General features: G+C 69.4%; 15 protein-coding genes and 3 rRNA genes. 9 read left to right on the top strand and 9 right to left on the bottom strand.

Annotated elements, in window-relative coordinates; all coding sequences use genetic code 11:
- The first annotated feature begins 76 nt into the window (after window positions 1-76).
- Complete coding sequence (locus tag O7620_RS26595) at window positions 77-1144, top strand: DUF916 domain-containing protein (RefSeq protein ID WP_278125838.1); 1068 nt, start codon at window positions 77-79, stop codon at window positions 1142-1144.
- Window positions 1145-1298: 154 nt separating this feature from the next.
- The gene (locus O7620_RS26600) at window positions 1299-2270 is read left to right on the top strand and encodes an NADP-dependent oxidoreductase (RefSeq protein WP_278125839.1); all 972 of its coding nucleotides are present in this window, start codon (window positions 1299-1301) and stop codon (window positions 2268-2270) included.
- Between the two features lie 4 nt (window positions 2271-2274).
- Here O7620_RS26600 and O7620_RS26605 read toward each other — a convergent pair whose 3' ends face one another.
- From O7620_RS26605 to O7620_RS26625, 5 genes are all read right to left on the bottom strand, one after another.
- Window positions 2275-2865 (bottom strand): HAD family phosphatase, encoded by a 591-nt coding sequence (locus tag O7620_RS26605; protein WP_151491498.1) that lies wholly within the window; start codon window positions 2863-2865, stop codon window positions 2275-2277.
- A gap of 230 nt (window positions 2866-3095) precedes the next feature.
- Entirely contained in the window at window positions 3096-4307 is a 1212-nt protein-coding gene (locus tag O7620_RS26610) for a low temperature requirement protein A (protein WP_278125842.1), read from the bottom strand.
- Window positions 4308-4362: 55 nt separating this feature from the next.
- A complete protein-coding gene (gene trpS / locus O7620_RS26615) occupies window positions 4363-5421 on the bottom strand; it encodes a tryptophan--tRNA ligase (protein WP_278125843.1) in 1059 nt (352 codons plus the stop codon).
- Between the two features lie 89 nt (window positions 5422-5510).
- Window positions 5511-5687 carry a hypothetical protein gene (locus O7620_RS26620; RefSeq protein WP_278125844.1) on the bottom strand — a complete coding sequence of 59 codons (177 nt, stop codon included), beginning with the start codon at window positions 5685-5687 and terminating at the stop codon, window positions 5511-5513.
- Window positions 5688-5691: 4 nt separating this feature from the next.
- Window positions 5692-6162: a PRC-barrel domain-containing protein gene (locus tag O7620_RS26625; protein ID WP_278125846.1), complete on the bottom strand. Its 471-nt coding sequence runs from the start codon at window positions 6160-6162 to the stop codon at window positions 5692-5694.
- A 197-nt stretch (window positions 6163-6359) separates the two neighbouring features.
- Here O7620_RS26625 and O7620_RS26630 point away from each other — a divergent pair, with 197 nt between their 5' ends.
- The 4 genes from O7620_RS26630 (at window position 6360) to rrf (ending at window position 12480) form a co-directional block, all read left to right on the top strand.
- On the top strand, window positions 6360-6614 hold the full coding sequence (locus tag O7620_RS26630; protein ID WP_278125848.1) for a hypothetical protein: 255 nt from the start codon (window positions 6360-6362) through the stop codon (window positions 6612-6614).
- A 661-nt stretch (window positions 6615-7275) separates the two neighbouring features.
- Window positions 7276-8790 (top strand): 16S ribosomal RNA (locus O7620_RS26635).
- Window positions 8791-9172: 382 nt separating this feature from the next.
- Window positions 9173-12280, top strand: a 23S ribosomal RNA gene (locus O7620_RS26640).
- An 83-nt stretch (window positions 12281-12363) separates the two neighbouring features.
- Window positions 12364-12480, top strand: a 5S ribosomal RNA gene (gene rrf / locus O7620_RS26645).
- Together the 16S, 23S and 5S rRNA genes form the textbook arrangement of a ribosomal RNA operon.
- A gap of 272 nt (window positions 12481-12752) precedes the next feature.
- On the opposite strand, the gene O7620_RS26650 is transcribed toward rrf, so the two are convergent.
- A complete protein-coding gene (locus O7620_RS26650; protein WP_278125850.1) occupies window positions 12753-12917 on the bottom strand; it encodes a hypothetical protein in 165 nt (54 codons plus the stop codon).
- Window positions 12918-13153: 236 nt separating this feature from the next.
- Complete coding sequence (locus O7620_RS26655) at window positions 13154-14974, bottom strand: VanW family protein (protein ID WP_278125851.1); 1821 nt, start codon at window positions 14972-14974, stop codon at window positions 13154-13156.
- A gap of 187 nt (window positions 14975-15161) precedes the next feature.
- Between O7620_RS26655 and nudC the strand changes: the two genes are divergently transcribed.
- A complete protein-coding gene (gene nudC / locus O7620_RS26660) occupies window positions 15162-16061 on the top strand; it encodes an NAD(+) diphosphatase (protein WP_278127159.1) in 900 nt (299 codons plus the stop codon).
- Here nudC and O7620_RS26665 read toward each other — a convergent pair.
- Complete coding sequence (locus O7620_RS26665) at window positions 16058-17203, bottom strand: polysaccharide biosynthesis protein (RefSeq protein WP_347403805.1); 1146 nt, start codon at window positions 17201-17203, stop codon at window positions 16058-16060. The genes nudC and O7620_RS26665 overlap by 4 nt on opposite strands.
- Window positions 17204-17262: 59 nt before the next feature.
- Window positions 17263-21552 carry an alpha-(1->3)-arabinofuranosyltransferase gene (locus tag O7620_RS26670; RefSeq protein ID WP_278125853.1) on the bottom strand — a complete coding sequence of 1430 codons (4290 nt, stop codon included), beginning with the start codon at window positions 21550-21552 and terminating at the stop codon, window positions 17263-17265.
- A gap of 161 nt (window positions 21553-21713) precedes the next feature.
- Between O7620_RS26670 and O7620_RS26675 the strand changes: the two genes are divergently transcribed.
- Both O7620_RS26675 and O7620_RS26680 read left to right on the top strand, forming a co-directional pair.
- Window positions 21714-23597: a hypothetical protein gene (locus O7620_RS26675; RefSeq protein ID WP_278125855.1), complete on the top strand. Its 1884-nt coding sequence runs from the start codon at window positions 21714-21716 to the stop codon at window positions 23595-23597.
- Window positions 23598-25307, top strand: a complete 1710-nt coding sequence (locus tag O7620_RS26680) for a hypothetical protein (RefSeq protein WP_278125856.1) — start codon at window positions 23598-23600, stop codon at window positions 25305-25307.
- The last annotated feature ends 17 nt before the right edge of the window (window positions 25308-25324 follow it).

Raw genomic sequence — 25324 nt, forward strand, 5'->3', positions numbered from 1 at the left:
CGGGCGGGGTAGGCACCTTCGGGGGCCTACCCCGCCACCGGTTCGCCAACTCCCAAGATCACCTCAAGGATCCGACATGCAACCGTCCGTGACCCGCTGGAAGACACTCCTTCGTACGACCGCGCTGTCCCTGCTCGCCGTCGTCGCGGCCGCCGGTGTCGGCGCCGGCCCCGCCGTGGCGGCGGACGGCAACGTCGCCTGGACGGTCCGGACGGCCTCCAACAGCTACGGCGAGGCCCGGTCCAGTTTCAGCTACAACGTCAATCCCGGTGGTGTCGTCGAGGACGCCATGGTCGTGGCCAACCGCGGCCCGGCGCCACTGAACCTGGCCGTCTACGCCGCCGACGGCTTCACCACCGATGCCGGCCAGCTCGACCTGCTCACCAAGGACAAGAAGTCGGTGGCGATCGGCGCCTGGGTGAAGGCGAGCGCCGGCAGCGTCGTGATCCAGCCCGGCAAGACCGCGCAGGTCCCCTTCAGGATCAGCCTTCCCGACAACGCCACGCCCGGGGACTACGTCGGCGGCATCCTCACCGCGCTGACGCAGGCCGACCAGGCCGAGGGCATCAACGTGGACCGCCGCCTCGGTATCCGGATCACGTTGCGGGTCGGCGGCGAGCTGAAGCCGAACCTCGCCATAGAGGACCTGCACGTGACGTACGACGGGTCGTCGAACCCGTTCGGCAAGGGCGACGCCACCGTCACCTACAAGATCCACAACGTCGGCAACGCCGCCCTGTCCGGCAAGCAGACGGTGTCGGTCTCGGGTCCGTTCGGTGTGCTGCGGGTCCGGGCCGGCGACATCGCGGCACCTCCGGAGCTGCTCCCGGGTGAGAGCTGGGACGTGACGGTGCCGGTACACGGCGTGGCTCCCGCCGTCTCACTGGCCGCGACCGCCACCCTCACTCCCCTGCTCACCGACGTGTCGGGGTCCACCACCTCGCTCAAGCCGGTGCAGGCCACGGCCCACGGCTGGGCGCTGCCCTGGACGTTCCTGCTGGTGCTCGTCGTGCTGATCGCCGTGGTCGTCGGGGCGTACCTGTACCGCCGCCGCAGCCGGGCGCAGCGCAAGGCACGCGAGGACGCCCGGGTGCGAGACGCCGTGGCGCAGGCCCTCGGCGGACGGGAGCCGCGGACGTCCTGACCGGCCACCGCAGCGCCCACCGCGACCGCCCGGCGGGCCAGGGCGACCGCGGCGGCCGGTCGCCCTTGTGGGTGAACGGCACTCAGCGCCCGGCCGGGCCGGCCCCCGAGCCGGCATGCTGCGACGGTGACGCCGGCCCGGGAAGGAAGCTCACATGGTTGACGCGGACGTGCCAGAGCGGATGCAGGCTGCCGCCTTCGACGAGTACGGCGGGCCGGAGGTGATCACCCTTCGGAAGCTGCCGGTGCCGGAGATCGCCGCCGACGAGGTTCTGATCAGGGTCCTGAGCGCCGGCGTCGGGGTGTGGGACGTGTACGAGCGCGAGGGCGTACTGGTGCCGGAGGGCTCGGCCCTCCCGATCGTGCCCGGCTCCGACGGTGCGGGAACCGTCATCGCGGCCGGCAACAAGGTGACCGACCTGGCGGTGGGCGACCTGGTCTACGTCTCCGCCACCGCCCGGCCGAAGGGCGGCTTCTACGCCGAGTACGCGGCCGTCAAGGCCGAGTACGCCGCGAAGGTGCCCGACGGGATCCCCGCCGAACACGCGGGCGCGATGCCCACCGACGCCCTGACCGCACTGGCCGGGCTGGACACCCTCAGCCTGTCGGGCGGCGACTGGCTGCTGATCTTCGGTGCCAGCGGCGGGCAGGGTCACCTGGCCGTGCAGCTGGCCAAGCGGCAGGGCCTGAAGGTGATCGCGGTGGCCTCCGGGGCGGACGGCGTGGCGCTGGTGACCCGGCTCGGCGCCGACGTCTCCCTCGACGGCCACGGCGACCCCGCCGAGGTGCTGGCGACGATCCGGGACGCGGCCCCGGGCGGGGTGAACGGCATCCTGGCGATGGCCGGCGGCAAGACGCTGGACCGGCTCACCGAGACGCTGTCCGAGGGCGCGGTCGTCGCCTACGCCCACGGTGTGCAGCCGGAGCCGCGCGAACGGTCCGGTGTGACGGTCCGCGCGTACGACGGCGTTGCCAACGCTGGGCAGTTGCGGCGGCTCAACGAACTCATCAAGGCCGGGCCGTTCGTGGTGCACGTCGCGGAGAAGTTCCCGTTGGGCAAGGTGCGGGAGGCGCACCAGCGTCTGGGCACCTCCTACCTCGGCAAGCTGCTGCTGACCGTCCGCTGAGACCTCAGCCGGTGCGCTGTTGCGGCACGCGTACCGATGCCATGCCGGCCGCCGTCGCGGCCTGGATGCCCAGGTCGGTGTCCTCGAAGACCAGGCACGAGCCCGGGGGTACGCCGAGGTGCTCCGCCGCGAGCAGGAACGCCTCCGGGTCGGGCTTGGCCCGCGTGTAGTCCTCGGCGCAGACCAGCACCTCGAACCGGTCCAGCAGACCGAGCGTGTCGAGGGAGGCGGTGACCGACGCCCGGGTGCTGCCGGACACGACGGCGAACGGAACCCGCCGGTGCGCGTCGTGGATGTGCGCCAGCACCTCGGGCACGGCGGCGAGCTGCGGCAACAGCTCCTGGTAGATGCGTTCGCGGCTCTCCACGACGGTCGCGACCGGCATGGCCAGGCCGTGCCGCTCGTTCAGGGCGACGATGATGTCGGCGGTCGGCCGGCCACCCCAGGCGTAGAACAGGTCCTCCGGGAACTCGCAGCCCCACTCGTCGAGCGCACGTTGCCACGCCAGGTAGTGCAGAGGCATCGAGTCGACGATGGTGCCGTCGCAGTCGAACAGGTACGCCGCGAACTCACCGGGTGGCAGAGGCAGACTCACCGGGGAAGGGTACAGCGGATCTCGTTCAGTCGCCGGTGACGGAAGCCAGCCGCGGATCCAGTCCTCGAAGGTGCACCCGTTGCCGACGGCCTCCCCGTCGATCGCGGGGCTCATGAACAGCAGCATGTACTTCACGTTTCGGCTCCTCTCGGTGCGGCGGGTCGCCACACAGCATGACGACGATCGGCGGTCCGGGATATCGACGCGGCGTCCGGAACTTCCCCGGGGCGTCAGGGGCGCACCGGCCGCGCCGGTGCGACCCGGGGGTCACGCCGGTCGTTGCGCCGCTCGTACCAGGTGACCGCGATCAGGAAGAGGGTCAGCAGGGCCAGCTCGGCCAGCGCGGGCAGGGACCGCGCGATCGGCAGCAGGACCAGCGGCAACAGCGCGGCGACGACCTGCCCCGGACGCCCGGTACGCAGGGTCAGCCGGCGGAAGACCAGCCGCGCGAGCAGGTAGAGGGTGGCGCCGCCGTAGAGGGCGGTGGCCGCGGGCCAGCTCAACCGCGCCGAGTGCGGCGGCTCCTCGAAGAGTTGGCCGAGCACCTGCTCGATGCCGAGCGCGATGAAGATGGCACCGATGATCAGCGGCGCGTGCGCGAGCCCGTACGCGTCGCCGGCGACGCTGGACCGCCGCTCGTCCGGCACCCGCAGCACGGACTGCCGGGCGGCGGGCGCCAACCGGTCGAAGTAGAGCCACCACAGGCAGATCGTGGTGACCAGACCGAGCAGCGCCGCGACCAGCCCGGCACCGTTCGGCGCCGTCGTCCTCGGCCCCGCACCGGCGGCGATCAGCGCCTCACCCAGCGCGATGATGAGCACCAGGCCGAACCGTTCGGTGAAATGGTCCAGGCTGCGCAGCGGCCACGGGCGGTAGGCGGAGGCGACGCGGGAACCGCCGATGTCCACCAGAAACGCGACCGTCCAGAGCACGGTCTGGGCGACACCGCCGAGCAACGCGCCCACGATGAGCGGGAGCCAGGCCGCCGCCACCGGCACGGCGAAGAACCGCAGGGTCGAGCGCAGCGGCGCGTCCTCGGTGCTCGCCCAGAGCAGCACGACGAGTTGCACCGCCCTGGTCACCAGGTAGGCCAGAGCCAGTGTGAGGGGCGCGTCGAAGAGGCCCGGACCCTGCCGCCACGCGTCCGGCAGCACCAGCGCGGCCACGAATATCGCGGCCATGGCCAGCAGGGTGGCCGCGCGGGCCGGGCCGACGTCCGCGCGGACCAGGTTGCCCAACCAGAGGTACGGGCCCCAGGAGTAGATCAACAACAGGAGGAGGATGAGCCCCTGGGCCAGAGTGAGCGCCGTCGGCGGTTGCGCCATGAACGTGATGACCTGGGTGAGCGCGAAGACGAAGACCAGGTCGAAGAAGATCTCGAACATCGTCGTCCGGTGCTGGTCACCGACCGGCACCGGACGAACATCGAAAATCCCCCTCATCCTCGCATTCTGCGCCAGGCGTGGCAGCCGTCGGCGGAGATCGCCGACGGTGCGCTCAGGCCGAGGCGTCGATCCGGCGCCGGCTCCGCTCGGCTCGCCGTCGCACCTGCTGGTACGCGCCGGTCAGCCCCATCGCCCGGCGTACCTCGATGAGGGTCTCGCGTACCTCCAGGCGGGTCCGCTCGGTGCCCTCGACGATCAGCCGGTCGACCAGCCCCCGGTCCGCTTCGATCTCGGCCCGGCGCTCCCGGATCGGCGCCAGGAACGTCTCCAGCGCCACGACCAACCGCTCCTTGACCTCCACGTCGCCGACCCGCCCGGCCCGGTAACGGCGGACCAGGTCGGCCACCTCGGCACGGTCCGGATTGAACACCTCGTGGTACGCGAAGACCGGGTTGCCCTCCACCGTTCCCGGCACGTCCGCCCGTACCCGGTTCGGGTCGGTGTACATGCCCAGCACCTTCCGACGCACCGTCGCCGGATCGTCGGAGAGGGCGATCGTGTTGCCCCTGCTCTTGCTCATCTTGGCGGCGCCGTCGGTGCCCACCAGGCTCGGCGTGTCCGCCGGAATCAGCTCCGGCACCGGGAAGACTTCGCCGTACAGGTGGTTGAACCGGCGGGCGATCTCCCGGGTCACCTCGACGTGCGCGGCGTTGTCCCGGCCGACCGGGACCACCTCGCCCCGGACGCACAGGATGTCCGCGGCCTGGAGCACCGGGTAACCCAACAGCCCGTACGGCATCTCCTCCTTGCCGGCGTCCCGGGCCATGTCCTTGAGCGACGGAACCCGTTCCAGCCGGGGCACCGTCACCAGGTTCTGCAGGAGCGTGTTGAGGTCGCCGACCTCCGGGATGGCCGACTGGAGGTAGAACGTGGCGCGCGCCGGGTCGACGCCGGCGGCAAGGATGTCGGTCACCATCTCGCGGGCGTTGCCCGAGACCTGGTCGATGTCCTCGCGGCGGTTCCTGGTGGTCAGCATGTGCAGGTCGGCGATGATGAAGAAGCTCTCGTAACACTGGTGCAACCGCACCCGGTTGGCGATGCTGCCGACGTAGTGGCCAAGGTGCAGGCGGCCGGTGGGCCGGTCGCCGGTGAGCATGCGTGCGACGGACATGACGGTGTGCCTCTCGTACTCGGAAGGTGGGTCACGCGTGGGCGCGCGCCGAGCGGAGCCGACAGGCCCTCTCGGTCAGCGGGGTCGACTCAGCGAGTCGCCCGCCATCGCGCGCCGGCGCGGAACCGCAGACCACCGGCACGGAGGACATCGAGGAGTTGCTCACGGCCATCGCCGGAGCTGGACGGGAACCGGGGCACCACGCCGAGCGGGAGGCCGTCGAGCATGTCGACCGCCTCCGACGCGCAGCTGCCCGTTCGGACCACGACCTCAGATTACCCGCGGCGTCGCTCCGGGCGGTGGCAGGTGACGGTCGCTGTAGTACCTGCCGACACGTTCCCGGTACTCCGGGTCGACGGCCTCCCGGTCGAAGGGTGGAGCGTCCTTGATCTCCTGCCGGGTGCAGTCGACGTGCACGACGCGTTCCTGATGATCGACCCGGAACACGGTGCCGGCCGGGAGCAGCACCTTGCGTCCGAGGATCCACGGCCCGGTGTCCACCACCAGGTGGCCGGCATCGGTCTCGTCGCTGGCCTCGTCGATCGTGCCGATGCGCCCGTCGGTCGCCTCCACGTGGTAGCCGACCAGGTCGAGCGGGGTGCCGGGACCGGGGGCGTCGGGGCCGTCGTGCCCACCGTCGGGGCGGTCCGGTGGCGTCGACGTGGGTGTGGTCTGGTCGTACCCGCCGGCCAGCGCGGACGGATCGCGCCAGGCCCAGGGATTGAAGATCGAGGGTTGCACGGGGCACCTCCGGGGGACGGCTTCGGCTGTCCTCCTACGCACTGCCCCGCCCGCCGACGTCGGAAACGGGCTGACCCTCCCGTGCCCCGGGCGGCGCACGACCGGATGGGCCTCGCCGAGATCACCGTGGTCGGCGACCGGCTCGTGGTCATCGACGTTCGGCCCGGGGAGCAGCCGCGCTGGCATACTCGGCAGCCATGGTGCTGTCGCGAGGGTGGTCTGTCTTCCTGGTCGGGGTCGGGATCTGGACCTGGGTGATCTGGCCGAGGTTCGCGGTAGCCATCTGGCAGGACCCACGGTCGTGGGCGGCCGGCACGGTGGGGGACGGCGCGCCCAGCAGTTTTCTGTGGGTGCACGCGCTGCTCATCGCGGCTTCGCTGGCGATCGGCACGACCGTGGGCGTCCTCGGCGTCCGTGCCTGGTTGGCCGCCCGTCGACACCGCGCATCCTGACCTGCGTCGACGTCGTTATGGCGAGAGTGTGACGCGGGACGCTACCCGTCGATTTGACGATCAAACCCGCGGACGCGTAACTTTCTCTCTGCCAGCGCGGAACGGGGCAAACGGGACGAAAGTCCTGAGGCGCCGGAACGGACTGGCAACCGGGTCAGGCAGGGGTTCGCTCCTGCGGGACACGGTCCGGGCGGGGCTCGCCGGATCGGCCGCGAGGCGGATTTGGTGCAGCGGAACCGACCGGGTAAGGTTTACGACCGGCAGGGCACCGGGCAAGTCTGCGGGAGACCGCAGCGGCCGGCCTGCCGAATCCGACGACCTGACGCAGCGGTTCGCTGCTGCGTGAGTGCGCCGGGACCAAGCCGCACGAAGCATGACAGACCGGGACACACGGTTTGACACGGCGAAGACGGTAAGGTAACGTAGTAAAAGTGCCCGGCGCGAGAGCGGCGGGGACGCAGAGCGGAAAAGCCCCGAAACGGGTTCCACGGAATGTGGGGCTTCTGATCGGTGTGTGGTTGTTCTTTGAGAACTCAACAGGGTGCTTGTAAAGCCAGTGCCAATTATGATTTATACCCCGGACTGGTCAGGCTTCGGTTTGGCTGGTTGGGATTCCTTTGGCAACATTTGTTTGTTGTCAGGATGCTGTTCAACTAATTTTTTGTTGGAGAGTTTGATCCTGGCTCAGGACGAACGCTGGCGGCGTGCTTAACACATGCAAGTCGAGCGGAAAGGCCCTTCGGGGTACTCGAGCGGCGAACGGGTGAGTAACACGTGAGCAACCTGCCCCAAGCTTTGGGATAACCCCGGGAAACCGGGGCTAATACCGAATAGGACTTCTGGCCGCATGGCTGGTGGTGGAAAGTTTTTCGGCTTGGGATGGGCTCGCGGCCTATCAGCTTGTTGGTGGGGTGATGGCCTACCAAGGCGACGACGGGTAGCCGGCCTGAGAGGGCGACCGGCCACACTGGGACTGAGACACGGCCCAGACTCCTACGGGAGGCAGCAGTGGGGAATATTGCACAATGGGCGGAAGCCTGATGCAGCGACGCCGCGTGAGGGATGACGGCCTTCGGGTTGTAAACCTCTTTCAGCAGGGACGAAGCGAGAGTGACGGTACCTGCAGAAGAAGCGCCGGCCAACTACGTGCCAGCAGCCGCGGTAAGACGTAGGGCGCGAGCGTTGTCCGGATTTATTGGGCGTAAAGAGCTCGTAGGCGGCTTGTCGCGTCGACCGTGAAAACTTGGGGCTCAACCCCAAGCCTGCGGTCGATACGGGCAGGCTAGAGTTCGGTAGGGGAGACTGGAATTCCTGGTGTAGCGGTGAAATGCGCAGATATCAGGAGGAACACCGGTGGCGAAGGCGGGTCTCTGGGCCGATACTGACGCTGAGGAGCGAAAGCGTGGGGAGCGAACAGGATTAGATACCCTGGTAGTCCACGCTGTAAACGTTGGGCGCTAGGTGTGGGGGGCCTCTCCGGTTCCCTGTGCCGCAGCTAACGCATTAAGCGCCCCGCCTGGGGAGTACGGCCGCAAGGCTAAAACTCAAAGGAATTGACGGGGGCCCGCACAAGCGGCGGAGCATGCGGATTAATTCGATGCAACGCGAAGAACCTTACCTGGGTTTGACATGGCCGCAAAACCTCCAGAGATGGGGGGTCCTTCGGGGGCGGTCACAGGTGGTGCATGGCTGTCGTCAGCTCGTGTCGTGAGATGTTGGGTTAAGTCCCGCAACGAGCGCAACCCTCGTTCGATGTTGCCAGCGCGTTATGGCGGGGACTCATCGAAGACTGCCGGGGTCAACTCGGAGGAAGGTGGGGATGACGTCAAGTCATCATGCCCCTTATGTCCAGGGCTTCACGCATGCTACAATGGCCGGTACAATGGGCTGCGATACCGTGAGGTGGAGCGAATCCCAAAAAGCCGGTCTCAGTTCGGATCGGGGTCTGCAACTCGACCCCGTGAAGTCGGAGTCGCTAGTAATCGCAGATCAGCAACGCTGCGGTGAATACGTTCCCGGGCCTTGTACACACCGCCCGTCACGTCACGAAAGTCGGCAACACCCGAAGCCGGTGGCCCAACCCTTGTGGAGGGAGCCGTCGAAGGTGGGGCTGGCGATTGGGACGAAGTCGTAACAAGGTAGCCGTACCGGAAGGTGCGGCTGGATCACCTCCTTTCTAAGGAGCACCTTCCGATGAAAGTCGGTAAGGAGCCCGCGCTGCCCGAGTGTGGTGGTGGGGTGCTCGAATGGCGGAGACACTGGCAAGTTTTGCCTCGGCAACGGTCGGCGGCGCTTAGTACAGCCATCTTCGGGTGGTGGGAACGGATGCTGTTGGTGCGGCTGGGGGGGAATGTAGAGCACCCTGTTGGGTCCTGAAAGAACAACCGTTGGTTGTTTCTTTCGGAGACTGGTCTGAGCCCCTGGTGGGGCTCAGAAGTCTGCCAGGCATGGCCTGGCCTCACATACCGCCGACTGTTGGGTTGGGTTTGGTGTGGGGCGGATCGGGTTGTGGGTTGGTCGTTTGTTGAGAATTGCACAGTGGACGCGAGCATCTTTGTGGTCAAGTTGTCAAGGGCGAACGGTGAATGCCTTGGCACCAGGAGCCGATGAAGGACGTGGGAGGCCGCGATAGGCCTGGGGGAGCTGTCAACCAAGCTGTGATCCCAGGGTGTCCGAATGGGGAAACCTGGCACCAGTCATGTGGTGTCACCCACACCTGAACACATAGGGTGTGTGGAGGGAACGCGGGGAAGTGAAACATCTCAGTACCCGTAGGAAGAGAAAACAATTTAGTGATTCCGTGAGTAGTGGCGAGCGAAAGCGGATTGAGGCTAAACCGGCTGCGTGTGATACCTGTCAGGGGTTGCGTGGTTGGGGTTGTGGGACCCTGCTGAACAAGCTGACACTTGTTCGAGAAGTTACAAAGTTGGTGGCTAGTCGAACAGTCTGGAATGGCTGACCGTAGACGGTGAAAGTCCGGTAGGTGAAAGTTGCTGACCTTCTGTGGGTGTTCCCGAGTAGCGGCGGACCCCTGAAATCTGCCGTGAATCTGCCAGGACCACCTGGTAAGCCTAAATACTTCCTGGTGACCGATAGCGGACGAGTACCGTGAGGGAATGGTGAAAAGTACCCCGGGAGGGGAGTGAAATAGTACCTGAAACCGTTCGCCTACAATCCGTCGGAGCCTTGCGGGGTGACGGCGTGCCTTTTGAAGAATGAGCCTGCGAGTTAGTGGCATGTGGCGAGGTTAACCCGTGTGGGGGAGCCGTAGCGAAAGCGAGTCTGAATAGGGCGATTCAGTCGCGTGTCCTAGACCCGAAGCGGAGTGATCTAGCCATGGGCAGGCTGAAGCGCGGGTAAGACCGCGTGGAGGGCCGAACCCACCAACGTTGAAAAGTTGGGGGATGACCTGTGGTTAGGGGTGAAAGGCCAATCAAACTCCGTGATAGCTGGTTCTCCCCGAAATGCATTTAGGTGCAGCGTCGCGTGTTTCTTGCCGGAGGTAGAGCACTGGATGGTCTAGGGGGCCCACAAGCTTACCGAAATCAGCCAAACTCCGAATGCCGGTAAGTGAGAGCGCGGCAGTGAGACTGCGGGGGATAAGCTTCGTAGTCGAGAGGGAAACAGCCCAGATCACCAGCTAAGGCCCCTAAGCGTGTGCTAAGTGGAAAAGGATGTGGGGTCGCATAGACAACCAGGAGGTTGGCTTAGAAGCAGCCACCCTTTAAAGAGTGCGTAATAGCTCACTGGTCAAGTGGTTCCGCGCCGACAATGTAGCGGGGCTCAAGCACACCGCCGAAGCTGTGGCATTCACATTTTAACCTCGCTTGGACGTGATTCCTTGTGCAGGTGTGTGGATGGGTAGGGGAGCGTCGTGCCGCGAGTGAAGCAGCGGGGTGACCCAGTTGTGGACGCGGCACGAGTGAGAATGCAGGCATGAGTAGCGAAAGAAGGGTGAGAAACCCTTCCGCCGGATGACCAAGGGTTCCAGGGCCAGGCTAATCCGCCCTGGGTGAGTCGGGACCTAAGGCGAGGCCGAGAGGCGTAGTCGATGGACAACGGGTTGATATTCCCGTACCCGCGAAAGAGCGTCCCTGATGAACCTCGTTGTGCTAACCACCCGAGCTGGCTGATGTCTTCGGACGGATGTTGGGGAGCGTGGGAACCTGATGGGTAGTAGTCAAGCGATGGGGTGACGCAGGAAGGTAGCTGAGCCCGGCCGGTGGTTGTGCCGGGGTAAGCGTGTAGGCCGTGTTGTAGGCAAATCCGCAACACATGAGGCTGAGACGTGATGCCGAGCCGATTCAGGTGAAGTCAGTGATCCTATGCTGCCGAGAAAAGCCTCTAGCGAGTTCTTAGCGGCCCGTACCCCAAACCGACACAGGTGGTCAGGTAGAGAATACCGAGGCGATCGGGCGAACTGTGGTTAAGGAACTCGGCAAATTGCCCCCGTAACTTAGGGAGAAGGGGGGCCGGAGACGTGAAGCCCCGCGCGGGTGGAGCGTTGTATGGCCGCAGAGAGCAGGGGGAAGCGACTGTTTACTAAAAACACAGGTCCATGCGAAGAAGTAATTCGATGTATATGGACTGACGCCTGCCCGGTGCTGGAACGTTAAGGGGACCTGTTAGCTCTTCGGGGCGAAGCGGAGAACTTAAGCGCCAGTAAACGGCGGTGGTAACTATAACCATCCTAAGGTAGCGAAATTCCTTGTCGGGTAAGTTCCGACCTGCACGAATGGCGTAACGACTTCCCCACTGTCTCAACCACAGGCCCGGCGAAATTGCAGTACGAGTAAAGATGCTCGTTACGCGCGGCAGGACGGAAAGACCCCGGGACCTTTACTATAGCTTGACATTGGTACTCGAATTAGCTTGTGTAGGATAGGTGGGAGCCGGTGAAACCTATACGCCAGTATGGGTGGAGGCAATCTTGAAATACCACTCTGGTTGATTTGGGTATCTAACTTCGGACCGTTATCCGGTTCAGGGACAGTGTCTGGTGGGTAGTTTAACTGGGGCGGTTGCCTCCTAAAAGGTAACGGAGGCGCCCAAAGGTTCCCTCAGCCTGGTTGGCAATCAGGTGTTGAGTGCAAGTACACAAGGGAGCTTGACTGTGAGACTGACAGGTCGAGCAGGGACGAAAGTCGGGACTAGTGATCCGGCACTTGCGAGTGGAAGCGGTGTCGCTCAACGGATAAAAGGTACCCCGGGGATAACAGGCTGATCTTCCCCAAGAGTCCATATCGACGGGATGGTTTGGCACCTCGATGTCGGCTCGTCGCATCCTGGGGCTGTAGCAGGTCCCAAGGGTTGGGCTGTTCGCCCATTAAAGCGGTACGCGAGCTGGGTTTAGAACGTCGTGAGACAGTTCGGTCCCTATCCGCCGTGCGCGTAGGATACTTGAGAAGGGCTGTCCCTAGTACGAGAGGACCGGGACGGACGAACCTCTGGTGTGCCAGTTGTCCCGCCAGGGGCACGGCTGGTTAGCTACGTTCGGAAGGGATAACCGCTGAAAGCATCTAAGCGGGAAGCCTGCTTCAAGATGAGGTATCCCACCCACTTTGTGGGGTAAGGCCCCCAGCTAGACGACTGGGTTGATAGGCCGGAAATGTAAGCCCGGTAACGGGTTCAGTTGACCGGTACTAATAGGCCGAGGACTTGACTACTAAGCTGCTACGCGTCCACTGTGCAACTCTCGATAAACGAACAACAGACCACAGTGTGGTGTTGTTTGACATGTCGATAGAGTTACGGCGGTCATGGCGGAGGGGAAACGCCCGGTAACATTCCGAACCCGGAAGCTAAGCCCTCCAGCGCCGATGGTACTGCACTCGTGAGGGTGTGGGAGAGTAGGACGCCGCCGGACAATCATTCCAGAAAAGGTCACCCCTCAGGGGGTGGCCTTTTCTGCGTTTCCGAGGCATGTGCGCAATCCTGGTTGTGGTGACCGACTCGGTTTCGGTGATATCGGGGTGTCCCGGGGCGGGGCTACCCCGTTTTTCGCTGGAAGCGAGTCGGTCAACGAGATTCGGGCGGGTGGGTCAGTCGCGGGTCTGCATTCCGGCGCGGAGGTTGCGCATCAGGCCGCCGGCGTCGCTGACCGAGTTTGCGGCCCGTGAGCCGGTTCGAAGCGGGCAATCACCCCGGCATGATCGTGCTGGATCCAGGAAACAGTTCTCTCCTCGTGCGGGCGAGGCCACTACAACCACGATCCAGCACGATCATGCCGGGCAGGTCGGTACGTGCGTGCGCCGCCGCGGTATCGGCGGCGAGGTCATGGGCCCGCTCGAACAGATGTGGCATCCGCCGCGCACCGGCTCCGCGCCGAGGTCCGCGTGCAGGACGAGCGTGTGATCCCGCTGCCTCCGCAGGGCGGGAGGCGCCAGGCGCAGGGCGGCAGCCCCGGTCAGTCGACCTTCCTAGCGAGAGGCTGCTCAGGACGGGCGAGAGGCTGCTCAGGACGGGCGAGAGGCTGCTCAGGACGGGCGAGAGGCTGCTCAGGACGGGCTACAGGTCGCACAGGACGGGCGAGAGGTCGCTCAGGACGGCTTCGGGCCGCAGACGTAGCGGGGCTCGGCGTCGTAGCGCCAGCTGAACTTCTCCCGCTTCACCACCACGCCGCCCTTCCTGATGACCCGGAAGGCGTCCTGGGTGAAGCCGTTGATGCCGTTGCTTGGAATGCACGAGGGGCCGGGTTCGAGGTGGATGAGCTTCGGCGTGGTGATGTTGCGACGCGGGCCGTACTCCGTCTTGACGCTGTCGTAGATCTTCGTGCTCCAGATCGACACGGTCACCGAGCTGGACGTGTACGAGGTGTCGATGAGCAGGCCGTACTCGGTGTTGTTGCGAAACTTGAAGTCCAGGTCCGGCCAGAAGATGGTCGACTCGATGACCGCCGGGTACCGGTCGAACCAGTACGAGTGCGGTTTGTGCTCGACGTCCTCCATGCCCGCGTAGTAGGAGGCGTTGAACAGCGTGGTGGTGAACTGCGAGGAGCCGCCACCGACGCCCGGCACCAGCTTGCCGTCCAGGATGACCGGGGCGTCCCGGTATCCCTGCGCGTAGCCACGCTCGCCGGTGTGGCCGTTCAGCGAGAACGTCTTGCCCGGCAGGACGACGGTGCCGTCCACGTCCCTGGCGATGGTGGCGATGTTCTGGCTGCGCGACGATGCCATGCCCCCGGTGAACCGGGTGGTGAACGTGGACACCCGCTCCTTGATGCCCAGGCTGGCCAGCTTCTCCGCGGTCAGCTCCGGTGGCGTGGGCTTCAGCTCGCCGGTGACCTCGCGGCCCTCCGACTTGGGCAGTACCGCGAGCAGGTCCCGGCCCAGCGTGGCCGTGTCGAGCTGCTGGCCAGGCTTGCCGTCGGTGACCTTGGGTCGGCCGCCGGAGATGGAGACCGTGGCGTCCTTCGGCGGCACCTCGATCGCGTTGAGGTCGTCGCCGAGGGCCGCGCGCAGCCGCTTGACGTCGACCGTCGGGGTCAGCGTGCCGGCCTTGTCGGCGGTGAACCGCAGGCTCTTCGCGATGGCGGCGGGCGGTACCTTCACCGAGCCCTTGTCGGTGCGCAGCGTGACCGGCGCGGCCACCGCCGGCTTCGCCAGCTCGTTGACGAGCCTGTCCAGCTCCTCCGGGGTGGTCGCCGGGTGGCTCTCCACCAGCGGCACGGTGATCGGGTCGCCGGCCAGCCAGCCGGCGCGGACCACGTCGGCGGAGCGCTGCGGGTCGAGGGCCATCCCCGGCTTGGGCTGGACGACCTTCGGCGTGGTGCCCTGGTACGTGATCGCCGGCATGGTCATCCCGCGAGCCTCGGTGCCGAGCGCCTTGCTCAACGTGGCATCGAGCCGCTCGACGTCGACGGTGACCACCGGGTCGACGGTGCGGGAGCCGACCAGTCGGCTGACCGGGTGCGCGGCGGCCTCGGCCGCCGCCGCGACGGTGGCGGGTACGTCGATGGCCAGCCCCACGTCGGCCGGTTTGATCTCGGTGGTGCGCTGCCCGACGGTGACCCGCAGCGGCGCGGCGAGGGTCGCGGCACGCCGGTCCAGTTCTGCGCGCAGTGCGCGATCCGCGTCGGTGCGGCTCCGGCCGCCCAGCTCGGCACCGAGCACGGTGGTGCCCCGGGGGACGTCTCCGGCGTACGCCCAGGCACCGGCGCCCGCGACGGCGGCGAACACGCCACCGGTGACGCCGGCGGCGAGCAGCATCCGCATGCGGCGTCCATGACGAGGGTCGTCCGTGGGCTCGGCGACGGCGGGTGTCGTCACGGTCTCCGGCCCGTCGTCCGGCCAGGTGACCGCGGTGACCTGCACGGTGGGCCGGTCGTCGGCGGGTGGAGTCTTTTCGCCGTACAGCGTCACTGCAACCTCGATCGCCAGGGTGCCGCGGGAGGTCCCCCTCCCGGAGGACACCTACGGTAACGAATGCCCGGCCGTCCCCGCGGGCTGCGCCCACCTGCGGGGCTGCGGCGTGTCCGAGCCGGGTGGGGGTGGTGCCGGCGGCACACCGGTGACCTGGCACGGTGACGGGGTGGGTGTTGCGGAGCGGATGCTGGCGTACGGCGGTGGACGGTTGGACCGGGCGGGTGCGCTGCGCACCGATCCGACCCGGCTGAACGCGTTGCTCGACGAGCCGGGCACCGTCGTGTTGCCGCTGTGGCGGGACCGGTGTCTCGTCGACGGGGACGGTCCGGTGCGGCTGACCGCGGAACGGGCGGCGCTCGTCCGGTCCGCCGCCGGCGAGACCGTCTTCCTGGGTTTCGACGGCGACGTCGCCGTGTTCGCCGTGGACCTCTCCGCGCTGGACGAGCGGCCCGCCGTCGAGATGGCGGGTGCGGCGAAGTCCGTCGACGTGCGGGCGCTGGTCGGTCGGCTCGACGCGGACGGCGCGGCCGTCCAGGCGTACGCGCGGGGGTTGCTGCACTGGCACCGGCAGCAGCGGTTCTGCGGCGTGTGCGGTGCCCCGGCCGTCACCGGCGGCGGCGGACACGTCCGGACGTGCACCGGTGCGGAGTGTGGGCGGTTGCTGTTCCCCCGCATCGAACCGGCGATCATCGTGCTGGTCGAGGCACCCGGCCCGCCGGGGCGCTGCCTGCTGGCCCGGCACGTCGGTGCGGCGGAGGACGCGTTCTCGACGTTGGCCGGGTTCGTCGAGGTCGGCGAGAGCCTGGAGGACGCGGTCCGCCGCGAGATGGCCGAGGAGGCCGGGATCACCGTCACCGACGTGACCTACCAGGGGTCGCAGGCGTGGCCGTTCCCCGCCGGCCTGATGGTGGGCTTCCGGGCCACCGCGACGTCCGACGAGGTACGCGTCGACGGCGAGGAACTGCTGGAGGCGCGCTGGTTCACCCGTGCGGACCTGCGGGACCGGCTGGCCTCCGGTCGTACGCTCGGCCGGGTCGACGCGATCGACCACCGCCTGCTGCACGACTGGCTGTCGGGGAACTAGACCGATCGGCGGGCGGGCAGGGCCATCAGCAGGGTCGTCACGATGGCCGTGCCGAGGGCGGCGAGCAGGAGACCGGAAGCGGTACGCGGTCGCACGATCACCGCGACGCTGACCAGGGCGGCCGTGCCCACCCACAGTGGTGCCGCCGGCCACCGCACGCCGGCCGCGAGGCGGTCGTTGAGCAGCACGAACGTGACCGCGTAGAGCGCGCCGACCGCGGCGAAGATCGGCGCGTACCGGCCGAGGTGGGTGTACTCGGGTCCGCCGACGAGGCGGAAGGCCAACCCACCGGCGAGCGTCGACGCGAGCACCAGCACCAGACCGCATCCGCCGGTCACCGCGAGCGCCACGGTGCGGCTGCGGCGGTCGCCGCGTGCCAGCCGTGGGAGGGCGAGGACGGCGGCGACCTGCGGCGCCCAGAGGGCGCCCTTGCTCAGGACCGTGCCCACCGCGTACGCCCCGGCGCCCGTCGGAGGGAGCAGTTGCCGGGCCAGGAGCAGGTCGGCGTAGGAGACGACGAGCATCGCCAGGGTCGCACCGCAACCGGCGGTGACCTGCGCGACGGTCAGTCGTGGTGTGGTGGCCGGTCGGCCGGGTGTGCGGGCGAGTCGGGCCAGTACGACGGGGGTGAGCGCGGAGGTCAGCGCGCCGGCCACGAGCGCGCCGGTCAGTCCCGCGCCGAGCAGCAGTGCGGCGATCACCCCGCCGTAGCGGCCGGCGGCGAGCAGTGCCATCGCGGCGGCGAGTCGCAGGAATCGTTGACCGCCCTGCAGCTCGCCGAGTGAGCGGGAGGACAGTACGACCGCGGCGGTGGTGACCGCCAGTAGCGCGGGCACCTCGACCGGCAGGTCCAGGGCGGCGACCAGCAGCGGCGTCGCCCCGATCATCGCCGCGGCGCACACGGCGGCGGTCACCGCGGTGAGCCGTCGGGTGTCGGACGACCCGTGCCGGGCGTGGTGCACGGCGACGGCCAGTTGCAGACCGAGGCCGGGCACGGCGGCGATGGCCACCAGGCCGAGGGCCGTGGCGAGCGCGCTGAGGCCGGCCGGGTCGAGCCGTCGGGCGGCGAGCACCGGCACCAGGTAGGCCAGGCCGTTGACGAGGACGCCGGCCAGGGTGACGGCGGCTCCCGCCGCGCCCAGGCCGGTCGGCCGTGTGCCGGTCGGCTCCGTCCCCGCGTGCGGGGCGGGTCGCTCGGTGCTCACGTGATCTCGGAGAGGGCGGGGACGGCCGGCTCGTCCGCTTCCGGAGTCGTGGGCGGTGCCGGTGCCGTCGGGGTCGGTCTGGTTCGGCGTACGGGTCGTCGCCGGGCGGCAGTGGAGAGCCAGAGGGCGCCGAGGGCGACGACGATCGCGAGCTGCGAGGCGGCGTCGGTGTACCGGTGCGCCGATTCGAGGTACAGCCAGCCGGCGAGCACCACGAGCGCACCCGGGAGCCACGTCTCGACGGCCCGGCTGATCGTCCGGGCCCGCCGTGGGTCCGCCGTCCAGGGCAGGCGGCGTGGTCCGGGTACGGCCAGCATGAACCCCGCCGCGACGAGCAGGCCGCCGATGAGTCCACTCGACAGCACCAGCGCGGCGGCGCCCACGGCCAGCAGCGGCAGGGAACGGGTGAGGCGGCGTCGGCCGCGCGGTACCGGCGTGCTCCCCGTCGGCTTTCGCTGCGGCAGCACCGCGAGGAGGACCACCACCAGCAGCAGGATGCCGCCGAGCAGCAGTCCCGCGCGGTACGTCGTGTCCGGGGTGAAGCTCAGCAGCACCTCGCCGGAGGCACCGGCGGGGAGGATCCAGCCCTGCTGCCAGCCGTCCACCACCAGCGCCGCGAGTGTCCGCCCGCCGATGGTCGCCTGCCAGCCGGTGTTGGTGTTCTCACGGACGGCGAGCACCCGGTCGACGGGGTGCGCGGACACCCGTACCCGTCGCTCGGTGGCCGCCCACGACTCGACCTGGATGGTGCTGGCGGCCGCCGCCGGCGCGGGCGTGGGCGTCTGCGGCACGAGGGCGACCAGGGTGGGCGAGGCCAGCGTGCTGGCGGTGGTGACGACGCGGTGCTCGCCGCGGCCCAGATCGAGGCGTTGGGGTGTCTCCTTGCCGCACGGGGTGACCGGCATCTCGCGCAGTTCGAGCAGGTCGCGCAGGGTGCCGCGGAGCGTGGTGGTGATCCGGGCCGTGCCGGCCCGCAGCGTCGGACCCGACCCGCAGGCCAGCTTGAGGGGCGTGTCGAGGCGGGGTTCGACGGCGGACGCCCCGGGCAGGACGGTGACCTCGCCGACCGCGATGGGCAACGACTCCGGTAGCCGCAGCTTGTACGGGTCGAGGCTGCTGGCGGACGGCTTGTCGAGGAACTGGATGGTGATCTCGTCGGTGCGCATCGGCGGATCCAGGCGGAGCAGCCCGTCGTCGCCGAGCAGGCTGCTCCGGAACCCGTCGTCGCCGACCACCCGGACGCTGCCGAGCCGGGTGGCGGCCACCTCGTCGTCGACGGCGAAGCGGAGCCCGGTGATGGTCTGCGGCTTGAGCCACTTGAGGCGCAGGATCGGTGCCTCGTCGTTGACCGCCGGCGACCAGCTGGTCGCCGGGTTCCCGTCGAGCACCGCCCCGGCCCGGCCGGTCGGGTCGGGCACCGACGTCGACGAGGCGGTGATCTGCGGCGCGAGGCGCAGCGGCTGTGCCTCGGCCACCAGCTTGTCGATGGTCGCGTCCAGGTCGGGGCCGGGCGTCGGCCGTGCCCACACCTTGGCGTCGTACGCGCCGACGCTCGGCAGGGTCAGGGTCCGGTCGATCGTGGACGCGTCCTCGGAGCCGCGGACGGCGTCGGTGGAGCAGCGGGGTCGTCCGTCGACGGTGAAGCAGGCCGGCGTGCTGGGGGCCGCCGACATGACCACGCTCGCCGGACGGTCGGTGGCCGGTGCGGCGGGGAGGACGAGGGTGCGGCTGGTGGAGATGCCGGGGATCTTGATCTCGGCGATGCCGACCGACCCGTTGCCGAGCGGGCGGAGGTCGTACGCGCCGTCGACCGAGACCTGGACCTCGCGGGTGGCGTGGACGCCGGGCAGTTCGAAGACCATGTGGTCGGTGAACTGCTCGACGGTGCGGCTGTCGTACCCGGCGGTGACGGTCACCCTCGTGGGCAGCGCGTCGGCCTTCAGGTCGAACCACACCTCCACGCGGGTGACCCGGGTCGGGTTCGCGAGGCCCACCTCGATCCACTGCCGGTCGCTCGGCGCGAACGGTGCGGACTGCCAGGAGGTCGCCGGGTTGCCGTCCATCGCCGCGTACGGCTGGTGTTCCGGTCGGGCACCGCCGGGCGAGTCGACCTGCGAGCGCGCCGTCGACGCGCGGATCCCACTGATGCCCTCGAAACGGGCGACGGTGGATCGCTCCGGCCCCCACTCGGGCAGGTAGTCGTGTGCCGGGGCGGAATCGTCGAAGGTGTCGTCGGCCGTGAGGGTCTGGGAGGAGTTGTCACGCAGCCGGCCGAACGACACGTCCCGCCGGCGCAGCCCGTCGGTCATGGCGACCGATCCGGCGTCACCGGACGGCGCGTCGCCCGCCAGGACGGTGGGCGCCGCGCTCAGCTGCTCCGCCGCGGCGAGGTCGAGGAGGGACTCGGGGCCGCCCACGACGGTGGTCACGTCACTCCGGTCGTAGGCGACCACCGGCTCGACGGCCCGGTCGACCCGGTAGACCTCCAGCGCGCGTACGGGCACGTCGAGGCCCTGGTCGCGGAACTCGTCCGGGTTCGCGGGTCCACCGCGTACCGGGCCGAAGGAGGTGACGCGGGTCAGCCCGGGTGAGCGGTCCAGGGCCTGACGGACCACCGCCGGACGGGCCGTGTCGGAGCGGCCGTGGTCGAGGTCGGCGCGGAACAGGACGTGGCTGATGCCGGATCGGGCGAGCAGGTCGGCCAGGCCGGCCGAGCCGGAGCCGGTGGCGAGCGTCGACTCGATGGCGTCCAGCAGCCGGATCGTGGTGGGTGGGGTGAAGGGGATGGCGTTGCGGACGGCCCACCGGCTGGTGAGCAGCGGCTGGGTGATCTCGTCGGTGGTGTTGCCCCAGTCGTACGCCGGGAAGCGGGCACCGGGAACGACGAGGACGCGTCCGCGGCCCGTGTTCGCGTCGAGCCAGTCGGTGGCGTCCTGCCAGTAGCCGGGGACCTTCTTGACGCTGCCGGGTGTGGCGAGGCCGCCGGCGAGCGCGGGCGCGGCGACCGCCGTGACGGCGACCATCGCCACGCCGGCCGTGAGCCAGGCGCGTGCGACGGTCCGCTGTCGGTGCCGTGCGGGCGCGGTGCGTGCCGCGCGGACGGCCAGGCCGATCAGGTGTGCCATGCCGAGCGCCAGCGGCAGGCGGAGCAGGACGTCGAACTTGTGCACGTTGCGCAGGGGTGCGCCGATGCCGTCGAGGAACCGCTGCTGCGGCGCGGCGAGGATGTTCGGCAGGTCGCTGACGTGGCCGAGACCGACGAGGGCGACGCCGAGCACCACGCCGGTGATGAGGAACCGGCGGTGCGGCATGCCGCGGCGGGACAGCCCGAGGACACCGAGGGCGGCGACCGTCAGGGTGGCGGCGACCAGTAGCGGCTCGTTGCCGAGCCGCGCGCCGGCCGGGATCGTCGGTCCGAACGGGGAGGCCAGGTAGGCGACCCAGTAGGACGCGCCGCGCAGTGTGGTCACCGCGTCGGTGACGCTCGTGGTGTTCCGGGCGGTCTCGATGTAGTCCAGGAACGGTGGGCTGTACCGCCCGAGGACCAGCAGCGGCACCAGCCACCACGCCGTGGCCAGGGCGACCGCGCCGCACCAGGCCGCGATAGCGGTGACCCGGCGGCGTACGGGCGTGAGGGTGGCGAGCCAGAGCAGGGCGAGTGGCACCACCGCGGCGACGGCGGTGGCGTTGACCCCGCCGGCGCAGGCCACGGCGACCGCCGACCCGGCGACGGCGCGCCGCAGCGGGGTGGTGCCGCGGGCCAGACCCACCAGCGGGATGAGCACCCACGGCGCGACGGCGCTCGGCCACGCCTCCACCGAGGACCAGCCGAGCTGGGTGAGGATCCGGGGTGACAGCGCGAAGGCGACAGCCGCGATCATGCGTCCGGCGGGTGTGCCGATGCCGAGCCGACCCGCCAGCCGTACCGCCCCCAGGTACGCGACGCAGAAGAGCAGCGCCCACCACAGCCGCTGGACCACCCACGGCGCGAGACCCAGCTCCGACCCGAGCAGGAAGAACGGGCCCATCGGCCAGAGATATCCGTACGCCTGGTTCTGCAGCTGGCCGAACGTGCCGGTGGGATCCCACAGGTGCAGTGAGCGGAGCAGCCACCCGGCGGGGTTGACGTTCAGGTCGACCTTGGTGTCGGGGACGACCTGCCCCGGGGCCTGCTGGAAGGCGAGGGCGGTGAGCGCGATGCAGATGGTCAGGTGCCGGAACCGCCGGGCCGTACGCCGGCTTCGACTGGACGTCGCAGCGACGCCACCGGTCACCTCTGCACGCATTTCGGCTCCTGTCTCCGCCGGCCGGACGCGCACTCGCAGCCGACGAGTGTCGCGCGACGTTATCCGGACCGGGCACGGACGGGCGACCTGGGGCGCTGCGGTGGCGTTATCGGGAGAACGGCCGTCCCCACGGCGTGTAAGCGTGTGGCAGGCTGCCGACCATGTCAATGCCAGAAGCTGAGGCCGGGACGCGTCCGGGGGGCGTCGCCGTCGACGGCGACGGGCCGGGGCCGTTCGGCCGATGGCTCCGGGCCGACCGGGTTCGCGCGGTCGCGGTCGCCCTCATCGTCGTGTCCGTGGCCTGGCGCGCCGGCCTCGCCAGCCGTGGCTGGTTCTCCCAGGACGAGTTCGTCATCGCCGCGCAGGTCCTCGACACCAGGTTGGACGCGGACTACCTGCTGCGGACGTTCAACAACCACCTGATGCCGGGCGGCCTGCTGGTGGCGTGGGCGATGGTGCGGGTGGCCGGTTTCGCCAGCTGGCCGTGGGTGCTGCTGCTGGCGGCCGGTCAGGCGGCGGTCGGCTTCGCCGTGTACCGGCTGCTGCGCGACCTGCTCCGGCCGGGTTGGGGGCTGCTCATCCCGCTGTGCCTGTTCGTGTTCAGCCCGCTGACGCTCGAGGTGTCGTCGCTGTGGCTGGTCGGGCTGCTCGTGCTGCCGATGCAGCTGGCCCTGGTCATGGCGGTGACGGCCCAGGTCCGGTATGTGCGGACCCGCCGCCTGCGGCACCTCGTCGCGGTCACCTTCTGGGTGGTGTTCGGCCTGCTCTTCGACACCAAGTCGCTGCTGATCGTGCCGCTGCTGTTCCTGCTGACCGCGTTCCTGTTCACCTCGGGGCGCGCGTGGCGCAGCCTGGTGACGACCGTCCGGCGGTACTGGCCGGCGTGGCTGGTGCTCGGGGTGCTGTCCGGGGCGTACCTGGCGTTCTATCTGACCCGGCCCGCCCGCGAGCTGGACGAACCCACCTCGGTCGGTCAGGTCCTCACCTTCCTCGGTGACCTGATCGGCGACACGCTGGTGCCGGGCCTGCTCGGCGGGCCGTGGCGGTGGATCTACGCCGGTGACGGTCCTCCGCTCGTGGACCCGTACGAGATCGCCAAGTGGCTGTCGTGGGCGGTGCTGGTGACGCTCGTGGTGGTCACCGTGCGGCGACGGCCGTCGGCCGGCCGGGCCTGGCTGCTGCTCGCCTGCTACCTCGGGCTGGTCGCGGCGCTCTTCGCGGTGACGCGGCTCGGCGGTCCGCTCGGTCCGCTGGTCGGCATCGTCCCCCGGTACATCGCCGACGCGGTGCTGGTCGCCGCGATCTGTGTCGGCGCGGCCCTGCTGGGGACGAAGGACGCCGACGAGGACGACGTGTCGGCGTGGCCGGTGCCGACGGTCCTACGGGAGCCGGGCGCTTTCGCGGTCGGCCTGGTCTCGATGATCGTCCTGCTGGCCACCATCGGGGTGGGCACGCTGTGGAGCACCGCCCGCTTCGGGGACAACTGGAGTACGAAGTTCGGGCGGGACTACCTCGCGACGACGCAGGCCGAGCTGGCCGCCGCCCGGCCGGGCACCGTCTTCTTCGACACGACCGTGCCGGACCGGGTGGTCGCCGGGTACTTCTGGCCGGACAACCTCCAGTCGCACTTCTTCCGGCCGGCGGAGCGCAGGCCCACGTTCGTGGAGGTGGCCGAGAAGCCGTCGACGTTCGACGAGTCCGGCCGGATCCGTGCGGTCGTCGTCGAGGGGCGCAAGATCGTGCCCGGTCCGGTGGCCGACTGCGGGCACCTGATCGAGGGCGGGCGGACCACCCGGATCCCGTTGGACGGCTACCTGGAGGAGTGGCCGTACGTGGTGCAGTTCGGCTACCTCAGCTCGGGCGACTCGACGGCGCAGTTCCGGCTCGGGGGCGCCAGCCGGGAGATCACGCTGCGGCGCGGGTTGAACGAGGTGTTCTTTCTGCTGGAGGGTGCCGGGGCCGCCGTCGAGGTCACCGTCGCGACGCCGGGGGTCGGGGTGTGCACCCAACTGATCACCGTCGGCCGGGCGGTGCCGGCGTCGTGAATGGTTGAGCGGGTCGCCGGCGTCGAGGCTCCACCGGCCCGGCGGGTGCGGGACACGCTGCCGCTGTACGCCGTGGCGGCGGCCGTCACGGTGCTGGTGCTCGCACCGCTGGCGGTACCGGGGTACGCGCTGCTGTACGACATGGTGTTCGTTCCGCGCCAGCCGTTGAGCTGGGATCTCGTCGCTCCGGCGCAGAGCCTGCCCCGCGCGGTGCCGATGGACGCGCTGGTCTCCCTGGTCACCCAACTGGTGCCGGGCTGGCTGGTGCAGAGGCTGGTGCTCGGCGGGGCGGTCCTGCTGGCCGCCGTCGGCGCCGGCCGGTTGGTGCCGACGGATCGCCGCGCGGTCCGGTTGTTCGCCGCCGTGGCGTACGCGTGGACGCCGTACCTCGCCGAGCGGCTGCTGATCGGGCAGTGGGGGCTGCTGCTCGCGTACGCCGCGTTGCCCTGGTTGGTGCGGGCGGCGCTGGACCTGCGGGCGGGGCGCGACGGCGCGCTCGCCCGGGTGGTGCTCACCGCCGCTCCCGCCGCGATCACCCCGACCGGCGGCTTGATCGCGCTGGGCGTGGTGGTCGTGGTGGTGCCGGACCGGGCGCGCCCGCGCCGGTCGGCGCTCGCGGTGGCCGGTGTCGCGCTGCTCAACGCCCCCTGGGTGACGGCGGCCCTGGTCACCGGCGCGGGCGGTTCCTCCGATCCGGCCGGGGTGGCGGCGTTCGCGGCCCGTTCCGAGAACTGGGCCGGCCCGCTGGCGGCGCTCGCCGGCACCGGCGGCATCTGGAGTGCGCAGGCCACGCCGGCCAGCCGGGCGACGCCGCTGGTGCCGCTGGCGACCCTGGTGCTGCTGGTCCTCGCCGGTGTCGGCGTCGGCCTGCTGCGGCGTCGACTGCCGGCGGGTACGGCGCTGCGGCTGGGTGTGCTCGCCGGGGCCGCCTACCTCTTCGCCGCCGTCGGGGTGCTGCCCGGCGGGGACGCCGTGCTGCGTTGGGCGGTGGTGCACCTGCCGGGGGCCGGGCTGCTCCGCGACGGTCAGAAGTTCCTGGCCCCGTACGCCCTGCTGCTGGTGGTCTGCGCGGCGTTGGGTGCCGAGCGGCTGGTGGCCCGGATCGACCGGGAGGTGGCGGGGGTGGTGCTCGCCGGGCTGCTGCTCCTGCCGGTGGCCGTCATGCCGGACCTGGCGTTCGGCGGCGCCGGTCGCGTTCGTCCGGTGAGCTATCCGGCGGACTGGCGGTTAGTGGCCGAGCGGGTCGACGAGGAGCCGGGGGAGGTGCTCGCGCTGCCGCTGAACGCCTACCGCGCGTACCCGTGGAACCCTGGTCGGGTCGTCCTGGATCCGGCGCCGCGCTACCTGCCGGGGACGGTCCTGACCGACGACACGCTGCGGGTCGGCGACGTCGCGGTGGCCGGGGAAAACCCGCGGGTGCGCGAGGTGCGCCGGGCGTTGGCCGAGGGGCGGCCGGTCTGGACCACCGGGGTGCGGTGGGTCGTGGTGCAGCACCGGGTCTCCACCGACCTGGACCCCGCGGCGCTCGGCGGCCTGGAGCGCGTCTACCAGGGACCGTTCCTCACTCTGTATCGCAATCCCGCGATCGTGCCGGGACCGGCCGCTTCGGGACCGGCCCGGACGGCCGTCGTGGCGGCGCTCGGTGTCGCCCTTCTGGTGGTCATGGCTGCCGTCTTTTCGGCGCTACACCGGAGACCTACCGCGTGGTAACGTCCGCTCGCACGTCT

This window comes from Micromonospora sp. WMMD710, from assembly GCF_029626045.1.
Classification (GTDB): Bacteria; Actinomycetota; Actinomycetes; order Mycobacteriales; family Micromonosporaceae; genus Micromonospora.